Source organism: Phyllobacterium sp. 22229 (genome assembly GCF_052056495.1).
Taxonomy (GTDB): domain Bacteria; phylum Pseudomonadota; class Alphaproteobacteria; order Rhizobiales; family Rhizobiaceae; genus Phyllobacterium; species Phyllobacterium myrsinacearum.
In genome coordinates this window covers 232,925-255,276 of the sequence record NZ_JBQEPA010000002.1, presented here as the reverse complement: position 1 = coordinate 255,276, position 22,352 = coordinate 232,925, and the positions used below count along the sequence as shown (strand labels likewise).

The 22,352-nt window shown below is 60.3% G+C and carries 20 protein-coding genes; 13 read left to right on the top strand and 7 right to left on the bottom strand.

Annotated elements, in window-relative coordinates; translation table 11 throughout:
* Nucleotides 1-47: 47 nt before the first annotated feature.
* The 6 genes from ACTJJ7_RS03510 to ACTJJ7_RS03485 all read right to left on the bottom strand — a co-directional run bounded on the left by ACTJJ7_RS03510 (nucleotide 48) and on the right by ACTJJ7_RS03485 (nucleotide 5,913).
* Entirely contained in the window at nucleotides 48-821 is a 774-nt protein-coding gene (locus ACTJJ7_RS03510) for a phosphodiesterase (RefSeq protein ID WP_130272634.1), read from the bottom strand.
* A gap of 17 nt (nucleotides 822-838) precedes the next feature.
* On the bottom strand, nucleotides 839-1,885 hold the full coding sequence (locus ACTJJ7_RS03505; protein ID WP_105733758.1) for a LacI family DNA-binding transcriptional regulator: 1,047 nt from the start codon (nucleotides 1,883-1,885) through the stop codon (nucleotides 839-841).
* Between the two features lie 10 nt (nucleotides 1,886-1,895).
* On the bottom strand, nucleotides 1,896-2,705 hold the full coding sequence (locus tag ACTJJ7_RS03500) for an ABC transporter permease (protein ID WP_105733757.1): 810 nt from the start codon (nucleotides 2,703-2,705) through the stop codon (nucleotides 1,896-1,898).
* Complete coding sequence (locus ACTJJ7_RS03495; RefSeq protein WP_130272636.1) at nucleotides 2,705-3,526, bottom strand: ABC transporter permease; 822 nt, start codon at nucleotides 3,524-3,526, stop codon at nucleotides 2,705-2,707. The genes ACTJJ7_RS03500 and ACTJJ7_RS03495 overlap by 1 nt, the downstream gene beginning before the upstream one ends.
* Before the next feature lie 64 nt (nucleotides 3,527-3,590).
* Complete coding sequence (locus ACTJJ7_RS03490; RefSeq protein WP_105733755.1) at nucleotides 3,591-4,727, bottom strand: ABC transporter substrate-binding protein; 1,137 nt, start codon at nucleotides 4,725-4,727, stop codon at nucleotides 3,591-3,593.
* 76 nt (nucleotides 4,728-4,803) lie between these two features.
* The gene (locus tag ACTJJ7_RS03485) at nucleotides 4,804-5,913 is read right to left on the bottom strand and encodes an ABC transporter ATP-binding protein (RefSeq protein ID WP_105733754.1); all 1,110 of its coding nucleotides are present in this window, start codon (nucleotides 5,911-5,913) and stop codon (nucleotides 4,804-4,806) included.
* Between the two features lie 236 nt (nucleotides 5,914-6,149).
* Here ACTJJ7_RS03485 and ACTJJ7_RS03480 point away from each other — a divergent pair, with 236 nt between their 5' ends.
* Both ACTJJ7_RS03480 and ACTJJ7_RS03475 read left to right on the top strand, forming a co-directional pair.
* Nucleotides 6,150-7,124, top strand: coding sequence for an ABC transporter substrate-binding protein (locus ACTJJ7_RS03480; protein WP_440965374.1), 975 nt, complete (start codon nucleotides 6,150-6,152; stop codon nucleotides 7,122-7,124).
* Between the two features lie 114 nt (nucleotides 7,125-7,238).
* Nucleotides 7,239-8,882 carry an ABC transporter permease gene (locus ACTJJ7_RS03475; RefSeq protein ID WP_342588459.1) on the top strand — a complete coding sequence of 548 codons (1,644 nt, stop codon included), beginning with the start codon at nucleotides 7,239-7,241 and terminating at the stop codon, nucleotides 8,880-8,882.
* A gap of 1 nt (nucleotide 8,883) precedes the next feature.
* On the opposite strand, the gene ACTJJ7_RS03470 is transcribed toward ACTJJ7_RS03475, so the two are convergent.
* Nucleotides 8,884-9,921: an ABC transporter ATP-binding protein gene (locus tag ACTJJ7_RS03470; RefSeq protein ID WP_440965372.1), complete on the bottom strand. Its 1,038-nt coding sequence runs from the start codon at nucleotides 9,919-9,921 to the stop codon at nucleotides 8,884-8,886.
* 255 nt (nucleotides 9,922-10,176) lie between these two features.
* On the opposite strand from ACTJJ7_RS03470, the gene ACTJJ7_RS03465 reads away from it, so the two are divergent.
* The 11 genes from ACTJJ7_RS03465 to ACTJJ7_RS03415 all read left to right on the top strand — a co-directional run bounded on the left by ACTJJ7_RS03465 (nucleotide 10,177) and on the right by ACTJJ7_RS03415 (nucleotide 22,350).
* Entirely contained in the window at nucleotides 10,177-11,364 is a 1,188-nt protein-coding gene (locus ACTJJ7_RS03465; RefSeq protein WP_440965371.1) for an MFS transporter, read from the top strand.
* Nucleotides 11,365-11,519: 155 nt separating this feature from the next.
* The gene (locus ACTJJ7_RS03460; protein WP_440965503.1) at nucleotides 11,520-12,536 is read left to right on the top strand and encodes a LacI family DNA-binding transcriptional regulator; all 1,017 of its coding nucleotides are present in this window, start codon (nucleotides 11,520-11,522) and stop codon (nucleotides 12,534-12,536) included.
* Between the two features lie 59 nt (nucleotides 12,537-12,595).
* Entirely contained in the window at nucleotides 12,596-13,651 is a 1,056-nt protein-coding gene (locus ACTJJ7_RS03455) for a sugar phosphate isomerase/epimerase family protein (protein WP_440965370.1), read from the top strand.
* Between the two features lie 18 nt (nucleotides 13,652-13,669).
* Nucleotides 13,670-14,842 (top strand): Gfo/Idh/MocA family protein, encoded by a 1,173-nt coding sequence (locus ACTJJ7_RS03450; RefSeq protein ID WP_440965368.1) that lies wholly within the window; start codon nucleotides 13,670-13,672, stop codon nucleotides 14,840-14,842.
* A 184-nt stretch (nucleotides 14,843-15,026) separates the two neighbouring features.
* Nucleotides 15,027-16,577 (top strand): sugar ABC transporter ATP-binding protein, encoded by a 1,551-nt coding sequence (locus tag ACTJJ7_RS03445; RefSeq protein ID WP_440965366.1) that lies wholly within the window; start codon nucleotides 15,027-15,029, stop codon nucleotides 16,575-16,577.
* On the top strand, nucleotides 16,574-17,584 hold the full coding sequence (locus tag ACTJJ7_RS03440; protein ID WP_105733746.1) for an ABC transporter permease: 1,011 nt from the start codon (nucleotides 16,574-16,576) through the stop codon (nucleotides 17,582-17,584). Before ACTJJ7_RS03445 ends, ACTJJ7_RS03440 begins: the two co-directional genes overlap by 4 nt.
* 83 nt (nucleotides 17,585-17,667) lie before the next feature.
* Entirely contained in the window at nucleotides 17,668-18,612 is a 945-nt protein-coding gene (locus ACTJJ7_RS03435) for an ABC transporter substrate-binding protein (protein WP_105733745.1), read from the top strand.
* Between the two features lie 474 nt (nucleotides 18,613-19,086).
* Complete coding sequence (gene hemP / locus ACTJJ7_RS03430; protein WP_223614931.1) at nucleotides 19,087-19,227, top strand: hemin uptake protein HemP; 141 nt, start codon at nucleotides 19,087-19,089, stop codon at nucleotides 19,225-19,227.
* Nucleotides 19,228-19,251: 24 nt separating this feature from the next.
* The gene (locus ACTJJ7_RS03425; protein WP_440965364.1) at nucleotides 19,252-20,310 is read left to right on the top strand and encodes a hemin-degrading factor; all 1,059 of its coding nucleotides are present in this window, start codon (nucleotides 19,252-19,254) and stop codon (nucleotides 20,308-20,310) included.
* Between the two features lie 4 nt (nucleotides 20,311-20,314).
* The gene (locus tag ACTJJ7_RS03420; protein WP_440965362.1) at nucleotides 20,315-21,232 is read left to right on the top strand and encodes a heme/hemin ABC transporter substrate-binding protein; all 918 of its coding nucleotides are present in this window, start codon (nucleotides 20,315-20,317) and stop codon (nucleotides 21,230-21,232) included.
* Complete coding sequence (locus tag ACTJJ7_RS03415) at nucleotides 21,229-22,350, top strand: FecCD family ABC transporter permease (RefSeq protein WP_105733742.1); 1,122 nt, start codon at nucleotides 21,229-21,231, stop codon at nucleotides 22,348-22,350. Before ACTJJ7_RS03420 ends, ACTJJ7_RS03415 begins: the two co-directional genes overlap by 4 nt.
* Nucleotides 22,351-22,352 lie beyond the last annotated feature (2 nt).

Genomic DNA, 22,352 nt, shown 5'->3' with positions numbered 1-22,352 from the left:
CCAGGGGACGCTGGCCGCCCTAGCGCCGCTTACCTGCCGCCTGCCTGCTAGCGGTAGGCAGCAGTCCGATCGAGAAAATCATGAAAATGGGCAATCACCGTATCCCGGTCGATGAACACGACGGCATAGACCGGCGGCTCAAGCGTCGTCATGATCCTGTCAGGCGAAAAATCCAGCGCCGTCTGATGGTTGGTGCCGCGTATGACGCTCACGGGAATGCCGCGCCAGCTGCCGGCCACCGGCCTGTGCGCATGGCCGACAAAAATATGCCTGACATTGCCATGCTCGCGCAGCAAACCATGAAGCGCTTCCGCTTCCACAAGTCCAAGGCCGTCGAGGAGCGGTAGGAAAATAGGGAAGGGGGGATGATGCAGGAAGAGGAACACCGGCCGGCCGGCTGCCTCGTCCAGGCGCTGCTTCAGCCAGGCCTGCCGGGCTTCATCCAGACGCCCTTCGACAAAGCCTTCCGATAGGGTGTCGAGCAGTATCAGCCGCCCCTCCGCCGTATCCACTACGCTTTGGACGAAACCGTCCTCCGGCATCACCCGATTGAAAACCCGCAGAAACGCGCCGCGATTGTCGTGATTGCCGAGAAGCAGCCTATAGGGCGGAACGAGCTTTTCCAGCTCGCCTGCCAAAGCTCGATAGCTGTCTTCGTGGCCCGTATCGCTGAGATCGCCAGTGAAAATCACCAGTTCCGCGTCCGCATGGTTCGCGTTGATATCGGCAATGCAAGCGCGAAGGTTCTGCAGCGGATCACGCTCGCACAGAATATCGCCCGGCGTGACAAGATGCAGATCGGTAACCTGGATGATTTTCATGGAATGTCTCGGATGTATCAGAGTTTGAACGAAGCCGGAATGCGGGCACTGCCGCGCACAACAATGTGCGTGTTCAGCCGGTCATGCATGGGCGGGCGATCCGGCTCGGCCTGCCGCTGGTCCAGCAGGGCCACGGCATGGGCAGCCATGACAGCCGGATCCTGGCGGAAGGTCGTGAGATTGTAGGTTTCCCACGCCGCTTCCGGTATGTCGTCAAACCCGATGACGGACAGGTCCTCCGGAATCCTCAGACTTGTGTGCCGCCGCACGTGATCGATAAGTCCAAAGGCAACCAGATCATTGACGCAGAATACGGCCTGCGGGTGATCGCTGCCGGCAAAAAGCTGGCGCGCCGCCTCCTGTCCGCCCGCATAGTCGGAATTGCCGCCGTGCCCCATGATGACGTTCGCGCCACGCGCAGCAGCTTCCTGGCAGAACCCGTTCTCGCGTTCGATGGTCGTCGGCGTGCGCGAAATGGTTCCGGCGAAGCCCAATGCCGTGAACCCATTGGCAAGGAAAACCCGGGCGGCCTCGCGGCCAGCGCCTTCATTGTCGATATTGACATCATCGGCCCCGGTTTCGGATCGCCCGAGCACGATGAGCGGCTGGCCATTGCGCCGCGCCAGTTCGACGAAAGAGGAGGGGGGAGAACCGGACAGAATGATCGTCGCCTCGGCGCGGTAGCCGAACAGCGTTTTTTGCGCCGCGACAAGCTCCTCTTCCGTGCGCCCCGTATTGATGACGATGGGTACGCTGCCACGATGAATCAGCGCCTTGGTCAAAGCCGCGACGAGATGCGAGCGATAGCCCAGTTCCGGATTGGTAACGACAAGGCCGACCAACCGGCTTGTTCTTGCAAGGAGACCGCGCGCCAGGTCGTTGACCTGATAGCCGAGTTCCTCGGCGGCAGCCATGATCTTTTCACGTTTCTTGGCGGAAACACTGGCACCGGGTGTGAACGCCCGCGAGACGGCAGAGCGGGACACGCCAGCCTTTCTTGCCACCTCGACGGCACTGACATAGTGCTGGGTCTTCTTCGGTAGATCGTCGCCGTTCGAATCCATGCTTTTTCCTCTAGTGTCCGACCTTGGACAGCACGTCGGCGCGCAAGAATCGCTCCACCACCAGCATAAAGCCGATAGATGGGATGAGTAGCAGCAGCGCGGTGATCGATGCAATCTGATAGTTGCCGCCGGACCCTGCCGTATAAAGCAATAGCGGCAGCGTGTTCACATCGGGCGCACCGACGAAATAGCTGCCGGTAAACTCGTCCAACGACTCCAGGAAAACGAAAATGGCACTGGCGAGAAGCCCGGGCGCCGCAAGAGGCAGGGTCACATCGCGAAAGGCGCGCAGGGGACCGGCACCGATGGACCGGGCGGCTTCCTCCAGATCGATCTGCACCGCCGAGAATGCCGCTGTGGCAATCCACACCGCATAGACGAGACCGTGGGTGACATGCACCAGCACCACGCCCATGATCGTGCCGTTCAGGCCAATCTGGTAGAAGAACCGCGCGATGTTCACATAGACAGGCAGATTGGGGAAAGCCTGCGGAATGAGGAAGGCGAGCAGGATCAGGCTGCGGAACGGCAGTTTCAGCCGCGACAGGGCATAACCGGCGGGAACCGCCAGGGCGAGGGCCACCACCACGGTCAGGCTGGCCACGACAATGCTTGTCACCAGCGATTCCATGGCATTGCCGCGCGGCGAGAACACCCGCTGCCAGAAGCTGAAACCATATTCGAGCGGCAGCATATGCGGAAAGTACCATTTCTCCGCAACGGTCCACAGCAGGAGGTTGGTCAGCGGGCCAAAAATCACGAAGGCAAGCAGGCCGAGGACGAGCGCGCGGGGAACCCACCAAAGATCGATACGGGTCATCACGAACGCTCCTTAACCGACTGGCGCAGATAGACCAGGGCGACGCCGGCCGTCAGCAGCAGCGATATCATGCCAAGCGCATTGGCAACGCCATAGTCACCATGGGCATTGATGCGGAATGCAATATCGGCAGTCAGCATGGTGGGGGACTGTGCATTGATCATCAGCGGGACCGAAAGCACCGACATCATCGTGACGAAGGAAAGGATAAGGCCGACCAGCAGGGTTCCCGCGATTTGCGGCACAATGATTTCGATGAGGATACGCAGCCGTGAGGCGCCCAGGTTGCGCGCCGCTTCGATGGTGCTGCGGTCGAGCGAGGCCATGGCGCCCGCGACCAGCAGCGTCACAAATGGCGTCTGCTTCCAGACGAAGGCAATGACGATGCCGCGCCAGTCAAGAAAGCCAACCGTTTGAAGCGGCGTCAGCACGCCCAGACTGACAAGGATATTGTTCATCAGGCCGTTCTTGGCCAGGAATGTGCGCAGGATCTGACCCACGACGATAAACGGAATGAACATGGGCCAGCGGTAGAGCCAGCGCAGCACGGCAACAGCGCGCGGATTCTCGCCCAGCGTGAGATAGCCGCCGATGGCAATCGAGAAAAAGCCGATCAGCAAAGTGGAAACGCCGACGATCAGCAGCGTGAAAATCATGTCGCTGGAATAAAGCTCGAAGGATTTGGAAAAATTCCCGATGCCGTAGCTATCCCCGACGACAAAGGCACCGACAATCGACGCGCCAAGCGGCACGATGAAAAACAGCACGATCATGACCAGTGCCGGGATCACGAGAAGAATGGCGAGAAGGCGTTTCTGCATCGGCATATTCCAGAAAAGGGGAGGGGACCACCGGCATGGCCGGTGGTCCGAAGGGCACGCGCTATTAGTTGGCTACATTGCGCTCATATGCTTCGAGAATTGCCGAATTATACTTGGCAATCGGGAAGGGCTTTGCCTTGGTGGCAAGATCGTCCGGGGAAATGTCAACAAAGAGCTTGTCCCAGCTGGCCTTGTCGAGTTCCGGCTGCACATATTTCGCATCGATGCCAGGGTACCAGTTGAAGCGCTTGACGATGCCTTCAGCCTGAACCTTCGGGCTGGTGGCAAGGGCAACGAACTTCTCGGCCAGCGCTGTGTTCGGGCTCTTGGCAGGGATGACATAGTGCATCGGCTGACCGGGCATGCCAGGAGCAGGCAGGAACAGCTTCATTTCCGGCGGCAGCTTGCCGTCTGCCTTCCAAGAATAGAACATATCAACCCAGACCGGGCCCATGGCGATTTCGCCGCGGCTCAGCATGTCGAGCGTTCCGGCATTGCCCGGCGTCAGGGTGGCATTGGTGGTGAAATCTTTCAGCCCGGCAAATGCCTTGTCCCACTTCTTGGTTTCCGCTTCTTCGAACGGACCATTCATCAGCTTCTTGGCATCGCCATCGCCGAAGGCATAAATCCAGCCCATGACGAAGCTGACGCCCGAGGCACCGCCCTTGATACCGTTGTAACCGAACTGCTTCGGGTTCTTCTTGGCCCAGGCAACCAGCTCTTCATAGCTCTTCGGCGGATTGGGAATCAGCGCAGGGTTGTAGGCGATAGCCGTCTGGCTGGAATACATCGGCATGACATAGCCATCGACATTTGCACCGAGGGCAATTTTAGCCTTCTCCGTTGTGACCATTTTGTCAGATGGAATCTTGGAGCGATAGGACTCAAGATAACCCTCCTTAACCATCGGACCTGCGAACTTTTCATGGACAACAGCCACATCAACGTCCCACTTATCTGAATTGGCCTTAGACTGGGCATCGAACCGTTCAAGAATCTTCTGCGAACCGGCATCGCCGGGGCCCGTGCCGACAACACGCACCTTGGTGCCGGGATTTTCCTTTTCGAAGATCGGGGCGAGGTAATCATTGACGTAATCGACCATGTTCTGGTCGCCCGCCGTCAATACGGTAAGGTCACCGGCAGCAGCAGGTGTTGCCGCCAGTCCAAGGATAAGAGAAGCCTGTAGTAACGTTTTCATCGTGAACTCCCGTTGAGCATGGATGTTTTGTTTTGGCAGTCTATGGGGCAGAGACCGGCGGACCGGCCATCTGTCCTCAATGGGCAGGCGCTGCCGCAGCAAGCTGCGGCGCGTTGAAAATGAAAAGCGAATGCGCGGGGATATGCACCTTGACGGTTTCTCCCTCGGCAAAGGCCGAATCCGCATCCACAAGGATTTCATCATTGCCCAGCCGCACGGCATGGCGCCAATGACCGCCGGGATAGCTGACGCTGGCAATCCGGCCGCGCAATTCGAGTGCACCCGGCTCGGCGGCAACCGCATCGCGGCTGCCGGCAAGGCGCGCGGCTTCCGCCCGAAAACGCAGCTGCACCGGCCCGCTGGCAAGCGCGCGGCCCGACAATGCCGTGACCGTCGAGGGATTGAAGGCGCCTTCCGCCAGCTCGATTTGCTCGCCACTGACACGCGCCTGCATGGACAGAACATTTTCCGCGCCCATGAACGCGGCAACGAACAGCGATGCGGGCTTGTTGTAGACGTCCTCCGGCGTTCCCTGCTGCTCGATGCGTCCGGCATTCATGATGACGATACGGTCGGCCATCACCATGGCTTCCTCGCGATCATGGGTGACATGAATGGCCGTGATGCCAAGCCGCTTTTGCAGCGAGCGGATTTCATGGCGTACTGTCAGGCGGATACGGGCGTCGAGGTTGGAAAGCGGCTCGTCCAGCAGCAGGATTTCCGGATCGATGGCCAGCGCCCGGCCGAGCGCCACGCGCTGGCGTTGCCCGCCGGAAAGCTGAGCCGGCTTGCGCGCACCGAGACCGCCAAGGCCCAGCAGGCTCTGCATCTCGTTGACGCGCGCCTCGATGACATCCTTGGAGCGCTTCTGCAGCTTCAGCCCATAGCCGATATTCTGCGCAACGGTCATGTGCGGCCACAGCGCATAGGACTGGAACACCAACGCCATGCCGCGCTTATCCGGAGGCATCTGCGTCACATCACGGCTTGCAACCTGGATGGAGCCGCTGAATGGCTTGGAAAAACCGGCAATCGTCCGCAGAAGTGTGGTCTTGCCGCAACCGGACGAGCCGAGAAGCGCCACGAATTCACCCTTGTGAATGTCGAGGTCTAGATTGTCGAGTACTGTCGTCGGGCCATAGCCCACGCTCATTCTCTCGACTTTGAGGAAAGCAGGTTCAGTCATTTTCCATCCCATTGCGCAGCTGTGCAATTTTTTTCTTTGTACTGTCTGTTTATAACAGCGGGATGACAAGTAAAAAATTTTGACGGGTTTTTCCGGGCCAATTCGCCCGATGAAAACCTTACAACTTTTGTATAGATGTCATAGAACCGTTATCCGGCTTGTATAGGGGTGACCGATCATTATGAGCCTGCAAAAATCAAAGCGGGTTCGTCTCGTCCTGACAAAAAGGGGTTATCATGCGCCGCATTCTCATCGCTTCCGCTTTGCTTGCCGCCGGTCTTCAGCCGGTGTTTGCCGCAGACGGCAAACTTGTCCTTTATACCAGCCAGCCCAACACCGATGCACAGCAAACTGCCGACGCATTCATGGCGAAGAACCCTGGTATCAAGATTGAATGGGTGCGCGACGGAACGCCCAAGATCATGGCCAAGCTGCGCGCCGAAATCGAAGCCGGCCAGCCGCAGCCCGACGTGTTGCTGATTGCCGATGTGGTGACGATGGAAGGCTTGAAGAAGGAAGGCCGCCTGCTGCCCTTCAAGGACGCAAAGACTTCGGGTATCGACGCCGCGCTCGTTGACAAGGACGGCACCTATTTCTCCACCAAGCTGATCACGACAGGCATTGTCTACAACACCAAGGCACCCTTTGTGCCGGCAAGCTGGGCCGATCTCACCAAGCCGGAAGCAAAAGGTCTTGTCACCATGCCAAGCCCGCTAACATCGGGCGCAGCGCTCATCCACACCGTTACACTCACCGAAAATCTCAAGCAGGGTTGGGACTACTACGCGCAGCTCGCCAAGAATGGCGCGCAAGCTGCGGGCGGCAATGGCGATATCCTCAAAGCCGTCAGCGGCGGTGACAAGCTCTATGGCATGATCGTCGACTACATGCCGATTCGCGAGAAGGCCAAGGGCGCCCCGGTCGAATTCGTCTTCCCGAAGGAAGGCGTCTCGGCTGTCACCGAACCGGCCGGCATCCTGTCGACGGCGAAAAATCCGGAAGCGGCAAAAGCCTTCATCAACTTCCTCCTGTCGAAGGACGGTCAGGAACTCGCAGCCAAGATGGGCTATATTCCGGCGAGCGCCGATGTCGCTCTTCCCGCAGGTTACCCCGACCGCGCTTCGATCAAGGTCATGACGTTCGACGCTGCCGGAGCGCTCGCAAACGAGACCAAGAACAAGGAAAAATTCAGCGAAGTAATGGGGCAGTAAACGCCTTTGGCCGTTGTGCATTCCATAGACAACACCGGACCCGCATCCATGCATGCGGGTTCCCCGGCATATAGAGTGTGGCGTTATTTCCGGCGGGACGGCGGATTGTCCGCTGTGCTGGTTCTCGCCATCATCTTTGCCTTAAGCTTTTTGCCGATGCTGCGGCTGCTGGTGACAGCCGTCGCACCGGGTGGCGAGATCGATCTCACCGCCATGGCGGGGCGGCTTTCCAGCGCCTCGGTCATGCGGGCCACGCTCAACACGCTGGATACGGCCTTCTTCGGCGCGCTGCTCGCCCTCGTCATTGGCGCACCCTTCGCCATCGCTATCGCCATGACCGACCTGCCGGGGCGCAAGACACTCGGCTTCCTGCTGCTGCTGCCCTTGATGATTGCACCGCAGGTGATGGCTCTGTCGTGGCTGCATCTGTTCGGACCATCCAGCACCCTGCTTGGTGCTTTCGGCATGGCGCCTCCGCCAGGCACATCCAATCCGCTGCTCGGCCGCAACGGCATCATCCTGCTCTACGCCATCCAGCATGCGCCCATTGTTTTCATCACGTTGCGGGCAGGGCTCACCCGCGTTCCCCGCGATCTGGTCGAGGCGGCGCGTTCTTCGGGGTCATCGCCGCTGCGCGTGCTCGCGACGATCATCCTGCCGATGGTACGGCCTTATCTCGTAGCGGCCACGGCGCTTGCCTTCGTCTCCGGCGTCGGCAATTTCGGCATTCCCGCCCTGCTTGGCATGCCGGTCAACTACCTCACCCTGACAACGATGATCTACCAGCGCATCGCCAGCTTTGGCCCGAGCGTGCTGCCGCAGGTTGCAGCGCTCTCCGTCCTCATTGCCGTGCTTGCCCTGCTCGGCGTCCTATTGCAGGCCTTGGCGCTCAAGAAGGTCAGCCACCGCTTCACGGCGGGAACACCTGCACGCTTTGCTCTTGGCCGCTATCGCTGGCTGTTCGCCGCCCTTGGCTGGGTCGCCATCCTGTTCATGCTGATCCTGCCGGTGCTTGCCCTGATCACCACGGCTTTGATCCCGTCTTTCGGCGTTCCGCTCAGCTGGACCACCCTGACATTCGCCAATTTCGAGGAGGTCCTGTTGCGGCAGGCTTCGACCAGCCGCGCTTTCTGGAACTCGGCGACCCTTGCTGGCGGCGCCGCACTCATTCTCGCCATCGGCTCCATTCCAGTCGCCGTGGGTCTGGAGCGCTTCTCGCGCCTGTCGCAACGCATCCTGCATGGCGCAATCGAACTGCCCTATGCCTTGCCGGGCATCGTGCTCGCCATCGCCTGCATCCTGTTGTTCCTGCGGCCGCTGCCATTGATCGGCAGCCTTTACGGCACGGCTTGGATCATCCTTGTTGCCTATCTCATGCGGTTTTTCGCCCTGGCCATGAAACCGGTCACAACGGCAATCGGGCAGCTATCGCGCGATCTCAATGAAGCGGCCGCCGTGTCCGGCGCCGGTCCCCTGCGCCGCCTCATGACCATCACCGGTCCATTGACGGCACCCGCAGCGGTTGCCGGGGCCCTGCTCGTATTCATGAGTGCGTTCAATGAATTGACGGTCTCGGCGCTGCTCTGGTCGAGCGGGCATGAAACACTCGGCGTCGTGCTGTTCAGTCTGGAAGAGGCCGGACTTGGCACGCATGCGGCAGCCATTGCCGTAACGACGATTGTCATCGTCGTCGTGCTTCTGGCCATTCTCGACCGTCTCGGCAGAAAGCTCCCGCCGGGCGTTCTGCCCTGGCGATAGATCAGCCGGGAATAATCCAGGCGTCGGCAACGGCGAGATGCACGGTTTCCCCAATGCGCAGCGCCAAAGGACTGTCGAGCGTCAGGCGCTCGCCGTTGGCCAGTTCAAGCCGGGTCTCATAGACGGCGCCGCGATAGGTACTTTCCTGTACTGTGGCAGCAAGCCCGTCATCGGCGAGACGGAGAGCTTCGGGGCGCAGCAGCAGTTTGATGGTATCGGAGCCATTGGCAATACCCCGCGCAGCCATGCGATAGCCTGCCACCTCAACCAGCGCCGATGATGCCTGCCTTTCGACAACCGTGCCGGAAACCGGTGTGCCGCGGCCGATAAACCCGGCCACGCGCTGATCTGCCGGGGAATGATACACCTCCGCCGGGGCAGCGATCTGCAGGATGTTCCCGGCATTCATCACCGCGATACGGTCGGAGAGCGCCAGCGCTTCCGACTGATCATGCGTGACATAAACGATCGTCGCGCGGGTGCGCCGGTGAATATCCCGAAAAGCCTCGATCATCGACGCACGCAAATGCATGTCGAGATTGGCAAGTGGTTCATCGAAAAGGATGATTTTCGCATCGGCAACCAGACAGCGGGCGAGGGCGACGCGCTGCCGCTGGCCGCCCGAAAGCTCCTCGATCCGCCGATCGGCGAAAGCGCCGAGGCTGACGCTTTCCAGCACCGCTTTGACACGCTGCACGATCTCGGCCTTGGCCACCTTCCGGGTCTTCAGCGGGTAGGCGACGTTCTCGGCCACATTCATATGCGGCCACAGGGCATAGGACTGGAAGACAACACCGACGCCGCGTTCTTCCGGCGTTTTCTGGCGGCGCGCATCGGCGATCCGCTCTTCGCCAAAATCGATGACGCCATCGTCGGGTGCCTCGAACCCGGCAATCAGACGCAAGAGAGTGGTCTTGCCGCAACCGGAGGGTCCCAGCAGCGAGGTAAACGACCCTGCGGGGAAATCGATGGAGATATCTCTGAGAGCAACCGCCTCGCCGAAGCGCTTCGTCAGATTCTGGATGTGAATGTCGGTCATGCGCCGCTTTTACAATGCTTTTCGATCTTTGGCACCGCCTATGCGCCAATCGCGTTACAATCATGTGACGGCCAGAGATGCCCAAGGTTGCCGCAGGCTCCTGCCATTGACACATGTATCGGGGCGGATTAAAGCAAAATGCCTGCCAATTATTGGCCGTAAGCGTTCAACGTTAACCAACGCACTCAACGATCCCTGTCGGTCGGAGTGCGTTTTTTGTTGCGCTCCGCCGATCGGGAAATGCCGGAGAATAGTATGGTTTCCCAATCGACACGCGATCCGCAGCAGGGCCGCTTATTGCTGCTGACCGCAATTCTTTTCATTTCCTATCTCTGCATTGGCATGTCTCTGCCAGTCATACCGATCTACATCTCCAAGGACCTGGGGCTGAGCAACGTATGGGCCGGGCTGGGCGTCGGCAGTGCATTTCTGGCCACGATCGTCACGCGCGGCCATGCCGGCAGCTTGTCCGATCGCCTGGGGGCAAAGTTCGCTGTGGCACGAGGGCTTATGTTCTACGTCGCGGGAGCGGTCACCTCTCTCCTTGCTGGCTTGACATTCCATACGCCCTTCATCGCATTTCTCGTCCTGCTTGCAGGCCGTCTTCTCCTCGGGCTCGGCGAGAGCCTTGTCGCCGTCGGCGTGATTGGCTGGGGAATCGGTCTCGTCGGCCCCGCCCGTTCGGGCAAGGTGCTGGCCCTCGTCGGCGCGGCGATTTACGGGGCGCTGGCCATCGGTGGCCCGATCGGCCTGGCATTGCTGGACAATGTCGGCTTTACAGCCGTGATGGCAATCGGCGGGATTCTGCCTTGCCTCGGGCTGCTGGCAATCTGGCTCATTCCCGGGGTGGCGCCGCACCCCGATGCCGAGCGTCCGCCATTCCTGAGCGTGATGGGCCGCATCTGGTGGCACGGACTGATTGTCTGCCTGCAGGGGATCGGTTTTGCCGGGATAGGCGCATTCTTCACGCTCTACTTCCGTGACCTGAGCTGGAGCTATTCGGCGCTTGGCCTGACGGCTTTCGGCAGCGGATTCGTTCTTGTGCGCGTGCTGTTCTCGCACCTTCCGGACCGTGTCGGCGGGCTGACGGTCGCCGCTGGCTCGCTTGCTGTTGAAACAATCGGCCAGTTCCTGATCTGGGGCGCCGGGGATCCGCTCCTTGCGCTTGCCGGGGCCTTTCTGACAGGCCTCGGATGCTCGCTGATTTTTCCAGCCATGGGCCGCGAGGTCGTGCATCTTGTCGATCCGCATCTGCGCGGTACGGCTTTGGGCGGCTTCTCGGCATTTCAGGATCTGGCTTACGGCCTGACGGGACCCTTGGCAGGCCTCCTCGCGGACAGGGCCGGGTATGGCAGCGTCTTCCTGATCGGCGGCATCGCGGCCGGGGCCGGTTTCCTCATTGCGCTCTTGCTGCGGCGCGCAGAAAGAACCGCATTCCAATGACAGCAAACGGTTCTCCGCCCGGGCGGAGAACCGAGCCATCCCATAGGCAGCATCATTCCATGCCTCAAAATTCCCATCAAAACCCGTCAAAAAGAGTTGCACACCTCATTTCTCCAATCTAGTATATCAGGTGGAGGAGATTTCTCGTGGTAAAGATGACGCTTGAAGACGTCGCCCGAGAAGCCGGTGTCAGTCTTGCAACGGTTGATCGAGTTGTGAACGGGCGGAATGGTGTGCATGCGCGCACCATCGAACGCGTCAATGCGGCTATCAAGCTGCTTGGATTTCACCCGGATCAGCATGCATCGCGGCTTGCACGCGGACGCGACTATGATTTCCGGATTATCCTGCCGACCGGCGAAAACGAATTCATGCAGGCGCTGGATGCGGAGTTTCGCGTAACCCGCGAACGTCAGCTGCAGGAACGCGTGCGCCTCTCCATTCAGTATGTTGATACTTTCGACGGCGAGGCCCTTGCGGCCGCGCTTGAACGGCTGCCCTCCAGCATCGATGGCGTCGCTGTCGTCGCGCTCGACCATCCCGCCGTGACGGAAGCCATCAACGCGCTGGCCGACCGGGGGGTGGTTGTCCTGACGCTGGTTTCCGATGTGCCGAATTCGCGCCGTGCCCATTTTGTCGGCATCGACAATTATGCCGCCGGGCGCACCGCCGCATCGCTGATTGGCCGGTTCGTCGGACCGCGCGAGGGCAAGGTCGGCATGATTGCCGGCTCGCTGGCCCTGCGTGACCACGTGGAACGGCAATTCGGTTTCGAACAGGTCATATCCCGCGAATACGCCAATCTTGACGTACTGCCCGTGCGGGAAGCACGGGACGAGAATGCGCGGGTTGAGACGGTCGCCCGCTCGCTGCTGCGCGATCACCCCGATCTGGTCGCCATCTACAACGCCGGCGGTGGCCAGGCGGGCGTTGTCGCCGCGCTCGAAGCAACCGGCCGTGTATCCGACGTGATTTTCGTGGCGCATGAACTCACCGCCTCGACCCGCCGCCATTTGGTGCGCGGCACCGTGGACGCGCTCATCAACCAGGATGTCGGGCATATGGCGCGCAGCACCGCGCGCATTCTCACCGCCCTGCGCGAAGGCCGTCCCATTGTGCCGGGGCAGGAACATATCCGCATCGATATTTTTCTCAGGGACAACATGCCCTGAACAGAGACTGGACGGGGTGCCTGCCCGAGGCGCCCCGCATGAATTGGAGGAGACGAGACATGAAGACGATCAAGGGACCAGCCATTTTCCTCGCGCAGTTTGCGGGCGATGCAGCACCGTTCAACTCTTTCGACGCGATCTGCCAGTGGGCAGCATCCCTCGGCTACAAGGGCATCCAGATTCCCACCTGGGATGCACGCCTGTTCGATCTCAAGAAGGCCTCGGACTCAAAGACCTATTGCGATGAAGTGGCCGGCATTGCCCGTTCGCACGGCCTCACCATCACCGAGCTTTCAACCCATCTGCAGGGCCAGCTCGTCGCGGTTCACCCGGTCTATGACGAATTGATGGACGGTTTTGCCGCGCCCGAGGTGCACGGCAATCCCAAGGCGCGGCAGGAATGGGCCGTGGATCAGGTCAAGCGCGCCGCGCGCGCCTCCAACCATCTTGGCCTGACAGTCATGCCGACATTCTCCGGCGCCTTGGTCTGGCCATTCCTCTATCCCTTTCCGCAGCGGCCTGCCGGTCTCGTCGAAGCGGCATTCGACGAACTGGCCAAGCGCTGGACACCGATCCTTAACTATCTCGACGAACAGGGTGTCGATGCGGCCTATGAAATCCATCCGGGCGAAGACCTGCATGACGGCATCACCTACGAGATGTTCCTGGAGCGTGTGAACAATCACCCGCGCGCCAACCTGCTCTACGATCCCTCGCACTTCGTGCTGCAGCAGCTCGACTATCTAGACTACATCGACATCTATCACGAGCGCATCAAGGCTTTTCACGTCAAGGACGCCGAATTCAATCCGACCGGCCGTCAGGGCGTTTATGGCGGTTTCCAGTCCTGGGTGAACCGTGCCGGCCGCTTCCGCTCGCTCGGCGACGGGCAGGTGGATTTTGGCGCCGTCTTTTCAAAGCTGACGGCCTATGATTTCGATGGCTGGGCCGTGCTGGAATGGGAATGCGCCCTCAAGCATCCGGAAGATGGTGCACGTGAAGGCGCGGAATTCATCAACGCACATCTGATCCGCGTGACCGAAAGGGCATTCGATGACTTCGCTGGCGCAGGAACCGACGACGCGGCCAATCGCCGTATCCTTGGTCTGGTATAGGAACGGAAGGAAGCGGCAATGGCTATTGAAGCAAGCAAACAAAAGGCGGCAACTAGGCGCATCCGCATCGGCATGGTCGGCGGCGGGCAGGGGGCCTTCATCGGTGCCGTTCATCGTATCGCCATGCGCATCGACGACCAGTACGAACTCGTCGCCGGAGCGCTCTCCTCCGATCCGGCACGTGCCAAGGCTTCGGCGAAGGAGCTCGGGATCGCGGAAGACCGTGCCTACGGCTCTTTCGAAGACATGGCGAAAGCAGAAGCCAAGCGTCCGGATGGGATTGAGGCGGTGGCTATTGTCACGCCAAACCATATGCATGCACCTGCCGCGAAGGCTTTTCTGAAAGCCGGTATCCATGTGATCTGCGACAAGCCGCTGACGACGACGGTCAAGGACGCCAAGGAACTTGTGGCGCTGGTGAAGAAGACCGGCAAGATTTTTGCCGTGACTCACAATTACACCGGATACCCCATGATCCGGCAGGCCCGCGCCATGGTCGAAAAGGGCGCGCTCGGCACGATCCGGCTGGTACAGGCCGAATACCCGCAGGACTGGCTGACCGAAAAAGCCGAGGACAGCGGGTCGAAGCAGGCGGAATGGCGCACCGATCCGGCGCGTTCCGGCGCGGGCGGTGCCATCGGCGATATCGGCACCCATGCCTATAACCTTGCCTGTTTTGTTTCCGGTCTGACCCTGAAGCAGCTCTGCGCCGAACTCACCAGCTTCGTCGAAGGCCGCAAGCTCGATGACGACGTGCAGATCCTGATGCGCTTCGATGGCGGCGCCAAGGGCATGCTCTGGGCAAGCCAGGTGGCGCCCGGACACGAGAACGGCCTGAAACTGCGCGTCTACGGCACCAAGGGCGGACTGGAATGGACCCAGGCAGATCCGAATTATCTTTGGTACACGCCGTTCGGCAAGCCCAAGCAATTGCTGACCCGCGGCGGGGCTGGCGCGTCGCCGGAAGCCGCCCGTGTCACCCGTATCCCTGGCGGTCATCCGGAAGGCTATCTCGAAGGCTTTGCCAATATCTATACCGAAGCCGCACAGGCGATCATCGCTGCGCGGACAGGCAAGAAGACACCAAAGGATGTGATTTATCCCACGGTCGAGGATGGTCTTGCCGGCATGGAGTTTATTGAGGCTGCGGTCAAATCGTCCAAGGCCGGCGGTGTCTGGACGAAGGTGTGATGGAAAAGCGGATATCAACCCCCTCCGGCTTGCCAGCCATCTCCCCCACAAGGGGGGGAGATCACATTGGCATTGATACCTCTATCCATGGGGCAACGCTGCAAAATGGTTGCGCGATAATGGAGGCTGATCTCCCCCCTTGTGGGGGAGATGCCCGGCAGGGCAGAGGGGGGTGCCAGGAAAGATGAGTTCAGACCCCGCCACACAATCAACTCTGCTGCCCGTGCTTGAAGCCCGGGGCATCGCCAAGGCGTTCGGGCCGGTGGAAGTGCTGACCGATATCAGCCTCACCATCCAGCCCGGCGAGGTGCACGCGATCATCGGCGAGAACGGCGCGGGCAAGTCGACGCTGATGAAACTGCTGAGCGGCCATCTGCAGCCGACCCGCGGCTCGGTTGCGATGGACGGGAAAGACGTGACCCTCGCCGGTCCCGTCGATGCGGAGCATCGCGGTCTTGTGCTTGTGCACCAGGAAATCCTGCTCGCCCCGCATTTGACGGTCGCTCAGAACATTTTCATGGGGCGCGAACTGAAACGCGGTCTCATGGTCAACGACCGGGAGATGAACCGGCTTGCTGCCGAAGCCGTGCGCAAGCTTGGTGCCGACATCGATCCGGCAACGCCCGTCTCGCGCCTTTCCATTGCCCGGCGCCAGCTCGTCCAGATTGCCCGCGCGCTACAGGTGCCGCACCGAGTGGTGATCTTTGATGAACCCACGGCATCCCTCACGCCCTATGAGACGGAAGCGCTGCTCAAGGTGATCCGCAACCTGCGCGATCAGAACGTGGCGGTTCTCTATATTTCCCATCGCCTGCCGGAGGTTGCCGCCATCGCCGACCGCATCACCGTGCTGCGCGACGGCAAGCTCATCGCAACCCGCAATGCCTCGGACTTGCAGCCTGTCGACATGGCCAAGCTGATGGTCGGGCGGGACATGTCGAAACTCTATCCCGAAAGGGAAGAGACCGCGACGCGCGAAACAATTCTTGACGTGAGCAATTTCGATGTTCCGGACTATGCCCGCGGCGCGTCGTTCGCCCTGCGCAAGGGTGAAATTCTCGGCTTTGCCGGGCTGATCGGCGCGGGACGCACCGAGCTGTTGGAAGGCATTGTCGGGCTGCGTGCCGGACATGGGCAGGTCAAGCTGAACGGCAAGCCGGTGCGGTTTCACAGCGTGCGCGACAGCATGGCCGCCGGGATCGTCTACCTCAGCGAAGACCGCAAGGGCAAGGGACTGCTTCTGGCGCAAAACCTGCGGATGAACCTCACGCTGGCCTCGCTGGAAAAATTCACCAGAGGACTGCTCATCGAGCGCAAGCGCGAGGAGCAGGGGCTGGACAAGGCGATTGCCGAATTCGATATCCGGGCCCGGCGGCGCGATCTGCTCGCGGGCCAGCTGTCCGGCGGCAATCAGCAAAAACTCCTGCTCGCCAAGATGATGCTGCTCGATCCAAGCATCGTCATCATTGACGAGCCGACCCGCGGCATCGATATCGGCACCAAGGAACAAATCTACAAATTCATCGCCGATCTCGCCAAGTCAGGAAAATCGGTCATCGTCATTTCCTCCGAGATGCAGGAACTGATCGGCATCTGCCACCGCATCCTTGTCATGCGCTCTTCGCGCATTGTCGGCGAGGTTTCGGGAGACGCGATGACGGAAGATGAGATCGTCGTCTACGCCACCGGCGTCAAAACAAACGAAGCAGAACTTTACGCAACGGGGTCCGCATGAGCGATACGCAAGCAAATACCGATACGCGCGGCCTGGGCCGCAAGCTGGCGGATATCGACAAGACCGCGGTTGCGCCGTTTCTGGCGCTTGCCGCGCTTTTCGTTCTGGGCGCCCTGGTCAATCCGAGCTTCATCGGCATCGACAATATATTGAACGTGCTGACCCGTTCCTCCTTCATTGCCATCATCGCCGTTGGTGCGACCTTCGTGATTTCGGCAGGCGGGCTTGATCTGTCGGTGGGATCGATGGCCGCGCTTGTCGCGGGCATCATGATCCTGTTCCTGAACTCGGCGGCCATCGACGGCAATTTCGCCATGCTGGCCGCCGGTGTCGTCATCGCCATCGGCGTCGGGGCAGGCGCAGGGCTGGTGAACGGCGCCGTTACGACGCTCGGACGGATCGAACCGTTTATCGTGACGCTTGGAACAATGGCCATCTACCGCTCCGTCACGGTCTGGCTGGCCAATGGCGGATCGATTGCGATGAAATCCAGCGAGATGCGCAATCTGTTCCGGCCGGTCTATACGGGCACGTTTCTCGGCTTGCCGATACCGGTCTGGATTATTCTTGCGGTCGGTCTGCTCGGTGCCTTCATCCTCTACAAGACCTCCTTTGGCCGTCACGTCATCGCGGTCGGCTCCAATGAAGACGTCGCGCGCTATTCCGGCATCCACGTCAACCGTGTCCGCGCCATGACCTATGTCATTCAGGGTATCTGTGTCGCCATTGCTGTTGTGGTTTACGTCCCGAGGCTGGGTGCGGCCACCACCACGACCGGCATGCTGTGGGAGTTGCAGGCCATTACGGCGGTTGTCATCGGCGGCACGGCGCTCAAAGGCGGCGTCGGGCGCATCTGGGGCACGATCTGCGGCGCCTTCATGCTGGAGATCGTCGGCAACATCATGGTCCTGTCCAACTTCGTCAGTGAATATCTGATCGGTGCGGTTCAGGGCGTCATCATCATCATCGCCATGCTGGTGCAGCGGACACTGCAGCGGAAGGGATAAACGGCGATTGAAGTTTGGGAGGGGGAGAATGGGCCACCCGCCGACCTCGACACAAAGGCCCGTAGAATATTTGGGAGAGAGATATGCGTAAACTCATCGTGGGACTTGCCGGCGCGCTGCTCGCGTCAAGCATGGTCCTGGCTCACGCCGCGGACAAGAAAGTCAATATCGCCGTTTCCATTCCGGCTGCCGATCATGGCTGGACCGGCGGCGTCGTCTATCACGCCGAACGGGCAGCCAAGATTCTCGAGGCCAACCATCCCGGCCTCAAGATCACCATCAAGACATCACCCGATGGTGCGTCCCAGGCCAATGCACTCGAAGACCTGACGACGCAGGGGATCGATGCCCTCGTCACTCTGCCGCACAACTCCGACGAGCTGACCGACCCGATCCGTCAGGTCAAGGCAAAGGGCGTGTTCGTCACGGTTGTCGACCGCGCCCTGTCCGATCCGACGATCCAGGATCTCTATGTCGCGGGCAACAACCCGGAGCTCGGCCGTGTCGCCGGTAAATATCTGAAGGACAAGCTTGGCACCGGTGACGTCGTGGTCATTCGCGGCCTGCCGATCGTCATTGACGAAGAACGCCAGAAGGGTTTTGACGAAGCCATCGCCGGAAGCGGCATCAAGGTGCTCGACAAGCAGTTCGGCAACTGGTCACGCGATGATGCCTTCAAGGTCATGCAGGACTATCTGACCAAGTTCCCGAAGATCGATGCCGTCTGGTGCCAGGATGACGACATGGCAGTCGGCGTGCTCGAGGCGATCAGCCAGGCCAAGCGCACCGATATCAAGATGGTTATCGGCGGTGCCGGCATGAAGGACATGATCAAGCGCGTCAGCGATGGCGATGCCATGACACCGATCAACGTCCTTTATCCGCCATCCATGATCGCAACGGCGCTTGAACTGACGGTTGCCAATTTCTACGATCAGGTTCCGGTGCGCGGCAAATACATCCTGGATGCGACTTTGGTCACCAAGGACAATGCCAAGGAATTCTACTTCCCGGATTCGCCGTTCTGATTTGCGGACCCGAACACAATCAATCCGTCCATGGAAAAGGCCCGCAAGGGCCTTTTTCTTTGTCAGGGTTGGCGCCGGGGAGGACTCATGCCCCGACGCCCCCCTGTTGCCGCAGGCTTCATCGTGGCTGGAGCAGCGGTCATGCTCAAACCAGCTCCTGCAGCAAATTGCGCATCGCGCTCTGAAATTTCCGGCCGGTGCTTGCGGAGGGATAGCCGGAATTCCGGGATATTTTGCGGGCTGGCGGTCAGCTTGCTTGCAATTTTGTGATGTTTTTCAAGCGCCAACTAACTTGACTCGTTGACTCCTCTTTATGTTGAGTAATAAATATGATCATACGAGTCAAGTTTGAACTATCCGTTGCCGAAGCATTCCGGCAGCGACAGCACGAAAAGGCTGGCCGCAATGTCACGACGCCAAATCATCGATCTTCAAGTCCGGCTTCCGAGGCTGGCACCGCTCGCACGCGAAATCATGCCGGTCCGGCAAACGGATATGCGCGTCTACGGCAGCGAGATCCTGTTCGACGGTTCCAACGAAGTAGGGATCGAACATGCCGGCTCGCTCTACCGTCTCAAAATCACCCGACAGGGCAAACTCATTCTCAACAAGTAACGCATCGATAGGCACCCGAAGACAATGACTGATACGCACAAGCCAGCCCCCCAGGACATCCGGCAAGCTCGGGAAGACAATCCCAAAATGCGCGAGCGCGACCTTGCCCAGCAGCTTGGCATTACCGAGGCCGATCTGGTTGCAGCCTTTTGCGGCCTCAATGTTGTTCGCATTACACCGCGCATCGAAACCTTCCTGACCGAGATACAGACCCTTGGCGAGGTGATGGCGCTGACGCGCAACGAAAGCGCCGTGCACGAAAAGATCGGCGTCTACGACAAGCCCATCGTCGGCAAGCACGCCTCCATGCTCCTGGGCGAACAGATTGATCTGCGGCTGTTTCCCGACAGCTGGGCGCACGGCTTTGCGGTGGAAAAGCAGGACGGCGAATTCACCCGCCGCAGTCTCCAGTTCTTCGATGCCGCCGGTGAGGCAATCCACAAAATCCATCTGCGGCCCGCTTCGGATCTCGACGCCTACCATGCCCTTGTCACCAAGCTGCGTCTCGATGACCAGTCGCAAAGCATAGAATTGACCCCGCTGCCGAAGCCCGAGGAGAAGACCGCGGAAATTCATGAACTTGATGCGGACGGCTTGCGCAATCGCTGGACGCAGATGAAGGATGTGCATGAATTCTTCGGCATTCTGCGCTCGCTGAAGATGACGCGCCATCAGGCGGTGCAGGTGATCGGGCAGGATTATGCCTGGGCATTGGATCGTGACGCCTTGAGCGCCATGATGCAGCATGCGGTGCAGGAACAGATACCGATCATGTGCTTTGTCGGCAATCGCGGCTGCATCCAGATCCATTCGGGTCCGATTGCGAATATCAAGACGATGGGGCCATGGCTCAATATCCTTGATGAAACGTTTCATATGCATCTACGCCTCGACCACATTGCCGAGTTGTGGGCCGTGCGCAAGCCGACCAAGGATGGGCATGTGACATCGCTCGAAGCCTACGGCGCCGACGGCGAGATGATCATCCAGTTCTTCGGCAAGCGCCACGAAGGTTCGGGCGAACGGGAAGACTGGCGCCAGCTTGTTGAAAACCTGCCCCGCATCCTGCGTTCGGCCGCGTAAGGAAATGACCATGTTCGCTAAACGCCAGAGCAAGCCGGCAAGGCTGCATCTCGCCGCGTCACTCGCCGGGCTGATGGCATTGCTGACCCCGAACGGCATGGCATCCGCCGAAGAAGTCACCGGCCGTCTTCCCGATGCCAGCCGGGTGGTGTCCATCGGCGACTCCATCACGGAGATCATCTATGCGCTGGGAGAGGAGGGGCACCTTGTCGGCCGCGACCAGACAAGCACCTATCCGCAAGCGGCGCAAAAGCTGCCCGATGTCGGCTACATGCGTGCGCTGTCGCCGGAAGGTGTTCTTTCGATCAACCCGACAGCCATCATTGCCGTGGAAGGCAGCGGTCCGAAGGAGACGATTGATGTCCTGAAGAAGGCCAGCATCCCCTTTGTCTTCGTACCGGAGGACTATACGGGGAAAAGCATCCCGGCAAAAATACGCGCCGTGGGCACAGCCCTTGGTGTTGATGAAAAAGCCGAAAAGCTGGCATCGCAAATCGAGAAGGATTTGCAGGCGGCCGAGGACGCGACGAAAAACATCAAGAACCGCAAGCGCGTCCTATTCGTCCTCAGCGCTCAGGGCGGCAAGATCATGGCCTCCGGCACCAGGACAGCCGCCAACGGCATCATTGCGCTGGCCGGTGCCGACAATGCGATTACGGAATATCCCGGATACAAGCCATTGACGGACGAGGCGATCATCACGGCCAAACCCGACGTCATTCTGGTCATGGACCGCGGCGGTGACCATTCGTCCGACAATGCCGATCTTCTTGCCAATGCGGCGATCGCCGCAACGCCCGCAGGCAAGGACAAGAAGATCATCCGCATGGGCGGCCAGTATCTGCTGGGCTTCGGGCCGCGCGCGCCGAAGGCAATTCACGAACTGGCACAGGCCATGTACGGCAACGAACTCGGCAAATGAGTGAGACCGTCTTGAGAAAGCCTGCCGTCCTTGCTTCCGCACGGGGCGGCAGAAGGCTGCGCCCGGAGGGCGACCGGTCGGCATTGGCGCGCATGGTCATTGCCTGCCTGTGCTTGGTGCTTGCCGCCACCATCGTCTTCAGCCTTGCCTTTGGTGCATCCGATGCGTCGGTCCTCTCCGTCGTCAAGACATTGATTGCCGGAACCGATGCGGCGGACAATGGGCTTTCCGTCCGCGACCGCATCATCATCTACGATATCCGCCTGCCGCGCGTCATTCTCGGCGCGCTGATCGGCGCGTCGCTCGCCGTATCGGGTGCGGTCATGCAGGGATTGTTCCGCAATCCGCTGGCCGACCCCGGCATCGTCGGCGTCTCGGCGGGCGCCGGGCTTGGCGCTGTCAGCATCATCGTTCTCGGCGGAACCTTCCTCGCCCCGATGATCGCCCTGTTCAGTCTCTACGCCTTGCCGCTTGCCGCTTTTTTCGGCGCCCTCATCTTCACGCTCGTCCTCTACCGGGTCGCAACCCGGCGCGGACAGACATCCATCGCCACCATGCTGCTTGCCGGCATAGCGCTTGGCGCCATGGCCGCCGCCTATATCGGGGTCCTGGTCTATATCGCCGACGACAAACAGTTGCGCGACCTGACATTCTGGGGACTGGGATCGCTGGCGGGAGCCAACTGGGTCAAGATCGCAGCGTCCGGTCCGCTCATTGCGCTGGCCCTTGTCATTTCGCCATTCCTCGCGCGCGGCCTCAACGGGCTCGCCCTCGGGGAAGCATCGGCCAGTCATCTCGGCATCCCGGTGCAGCGCTTCAAACGCATCGCCATTGTCACGGTTGCAGCAGCGACCGGCGCATCGGTTGCGGTCAGCGGCGGCATCGGCTTTGTCGGCGTGGTTGTTCCGCATCTTCTGCGCCTCGTGATCGGTCCCGATCACCGCTATCTCCTGCCGGCCGCCGCTCTCCTTGGCGCCAGCCTGCTGCTGATTGCCGATGCGGTCAGCCGGACCATCGTTGCGCCGTCCGAACTGCCCATCGGCATCGTCACGGCGGCCGTCGGCGCACCGTTCTTCCTGTGGATATTGCTGCGCCGCCGCGGCATTCTGGACCTCTGATC

Coding starts and splice junctions, on each gene's coding strand:
- ACTJJ7_RS03510 (WP_130272634.1), bottom strand. CDS start 821: ATGAAAATCATCCAGGTTACCGATCTGCATCTTGTCACGCCGGGCGAT.
- ACTJJ7_RS03505 (WP_105733758.1), bottom strand. CDS start 1,885: ATGGATTCGAACGGCGACGATCTACCGAAGAAGACCCAGCACTATGTC.
- ACTJJ7_RS03500 (WP_105733757.1), bottom strand. CDS start 2,705: ATGACCCGTATCGATCTTTGGTGGGTTCCCCGCGCGCTCGTCCTCGGC.
- ACTJJ7_RS03495 (WP_130272636.1), bottom strand. CDS start 3,526: ATGCAGAAACGCCTTCTCGCCATTCTTCTCGTGATCCCGGCACTGGTC.
- ACTJJ7_RS03490 (WP_105733755.1), bottom strand. CDS start 4,727: ATGAAAACGTTACTACAGGCTTCTCTTATCCTTGGACTGGCGGCAACA.
- ACTJJ7_RS03485 (WP_105733754.1), bottom strand. CDS start 5,913: ATGACTGAACCTGCTTTCCTCAAAGTCGAGAGAATGAGCGTGGGCTAT.
- ACTJJ7_RS03480 (WP_440965374.1), top strand. CDS start 6,150: ATGCGCCGCATTCTCATCGCTTCCGCTTTGCTTGCCGCCGGTCTTCAG.
- ACTJJ7_RS03470 (WP_440965372.1), bottom strand. CDS start 9,921: ATGACCGACATTCACATCCAGAATCTGACGAAGCGCTTCGGCGAGGCG.
- ACTJJ7_RS03465 (WP_440965371.1), top strand. CDS start 10,177: ATGGTTTCCCAATCGACACGCGATCCGCAGCAGGGCCGCTTATTGCTG.
- ACTJJ7_RS03460 (WP_440965503.1), top strand. CDS start 11,520: ATGACGCTTGAAGACGTCGCCCGAGAAGCCGGTGTCAGTCTTGCAACG.
- ACTJJ7_RS03455 (WP_440965370.1), top strand. CDS start 12,596: ATGAAGACGATCAAGGGACCAGCCATTTTCCTCGCGCAGTTTGCGGGC.
- ACTJJ7_RS03450 (WP_440965368.1), top strand. CDS start 13,670: ATGGCTATTGAAGCAAGCAAACAAAAGGCGGCAACTAGGCGCATCCGC.
- ACTJJ7_RS03445 (WP_440965366.1), top strand. CDS start 15,027: ATGAGTTCAGACCCCGCCACACAATCAACTCTGCTGCCCGTGCTTGAA.
- ACTJJ7_RS03440 (WP_105733746.1), top strand. CDS start 16,574: ATGAGCGATACGCAAGCAAATACCGATACGCGCGGCCTGGGCCGCAAG.
- ACTJJ7_RS03435 (WP_105733745.1), top strand. CDS start 17,668: ATGCGTAAACTCATCGTGGGACTTGCCGGCGCGCTGCTCGCGTCAAGC.
- hemP (WP_223614931.1), top strand. CDS start 19,087: ATGCCGGTCCGGCAAACGGATATGCGCGTCTACGGCAGCGAGATCCTG.
- ACTJJ7_RS03425 (WP_440965364.1), top strand. CDS start 19,252: ATGACTGATACGCACAAGCCAGCCCCCCAGGACATCCGGCAAGCTCGG.
- ACTJJ7_RS03420 (WP_440965362.1), top strand. CDS start 20,315: ATGACCATGTTCGCTAAACGCCAGAGCAAGCCGGCAAGGCTGCATCTC.
- ACTJJ7_RS03415 (WP_105733742.1), top strand. CDS start 21,229: ATGAGTGAGACCGTCTTGAGAAAGCCTGCCGTCCTTGCTTCCGCACGG.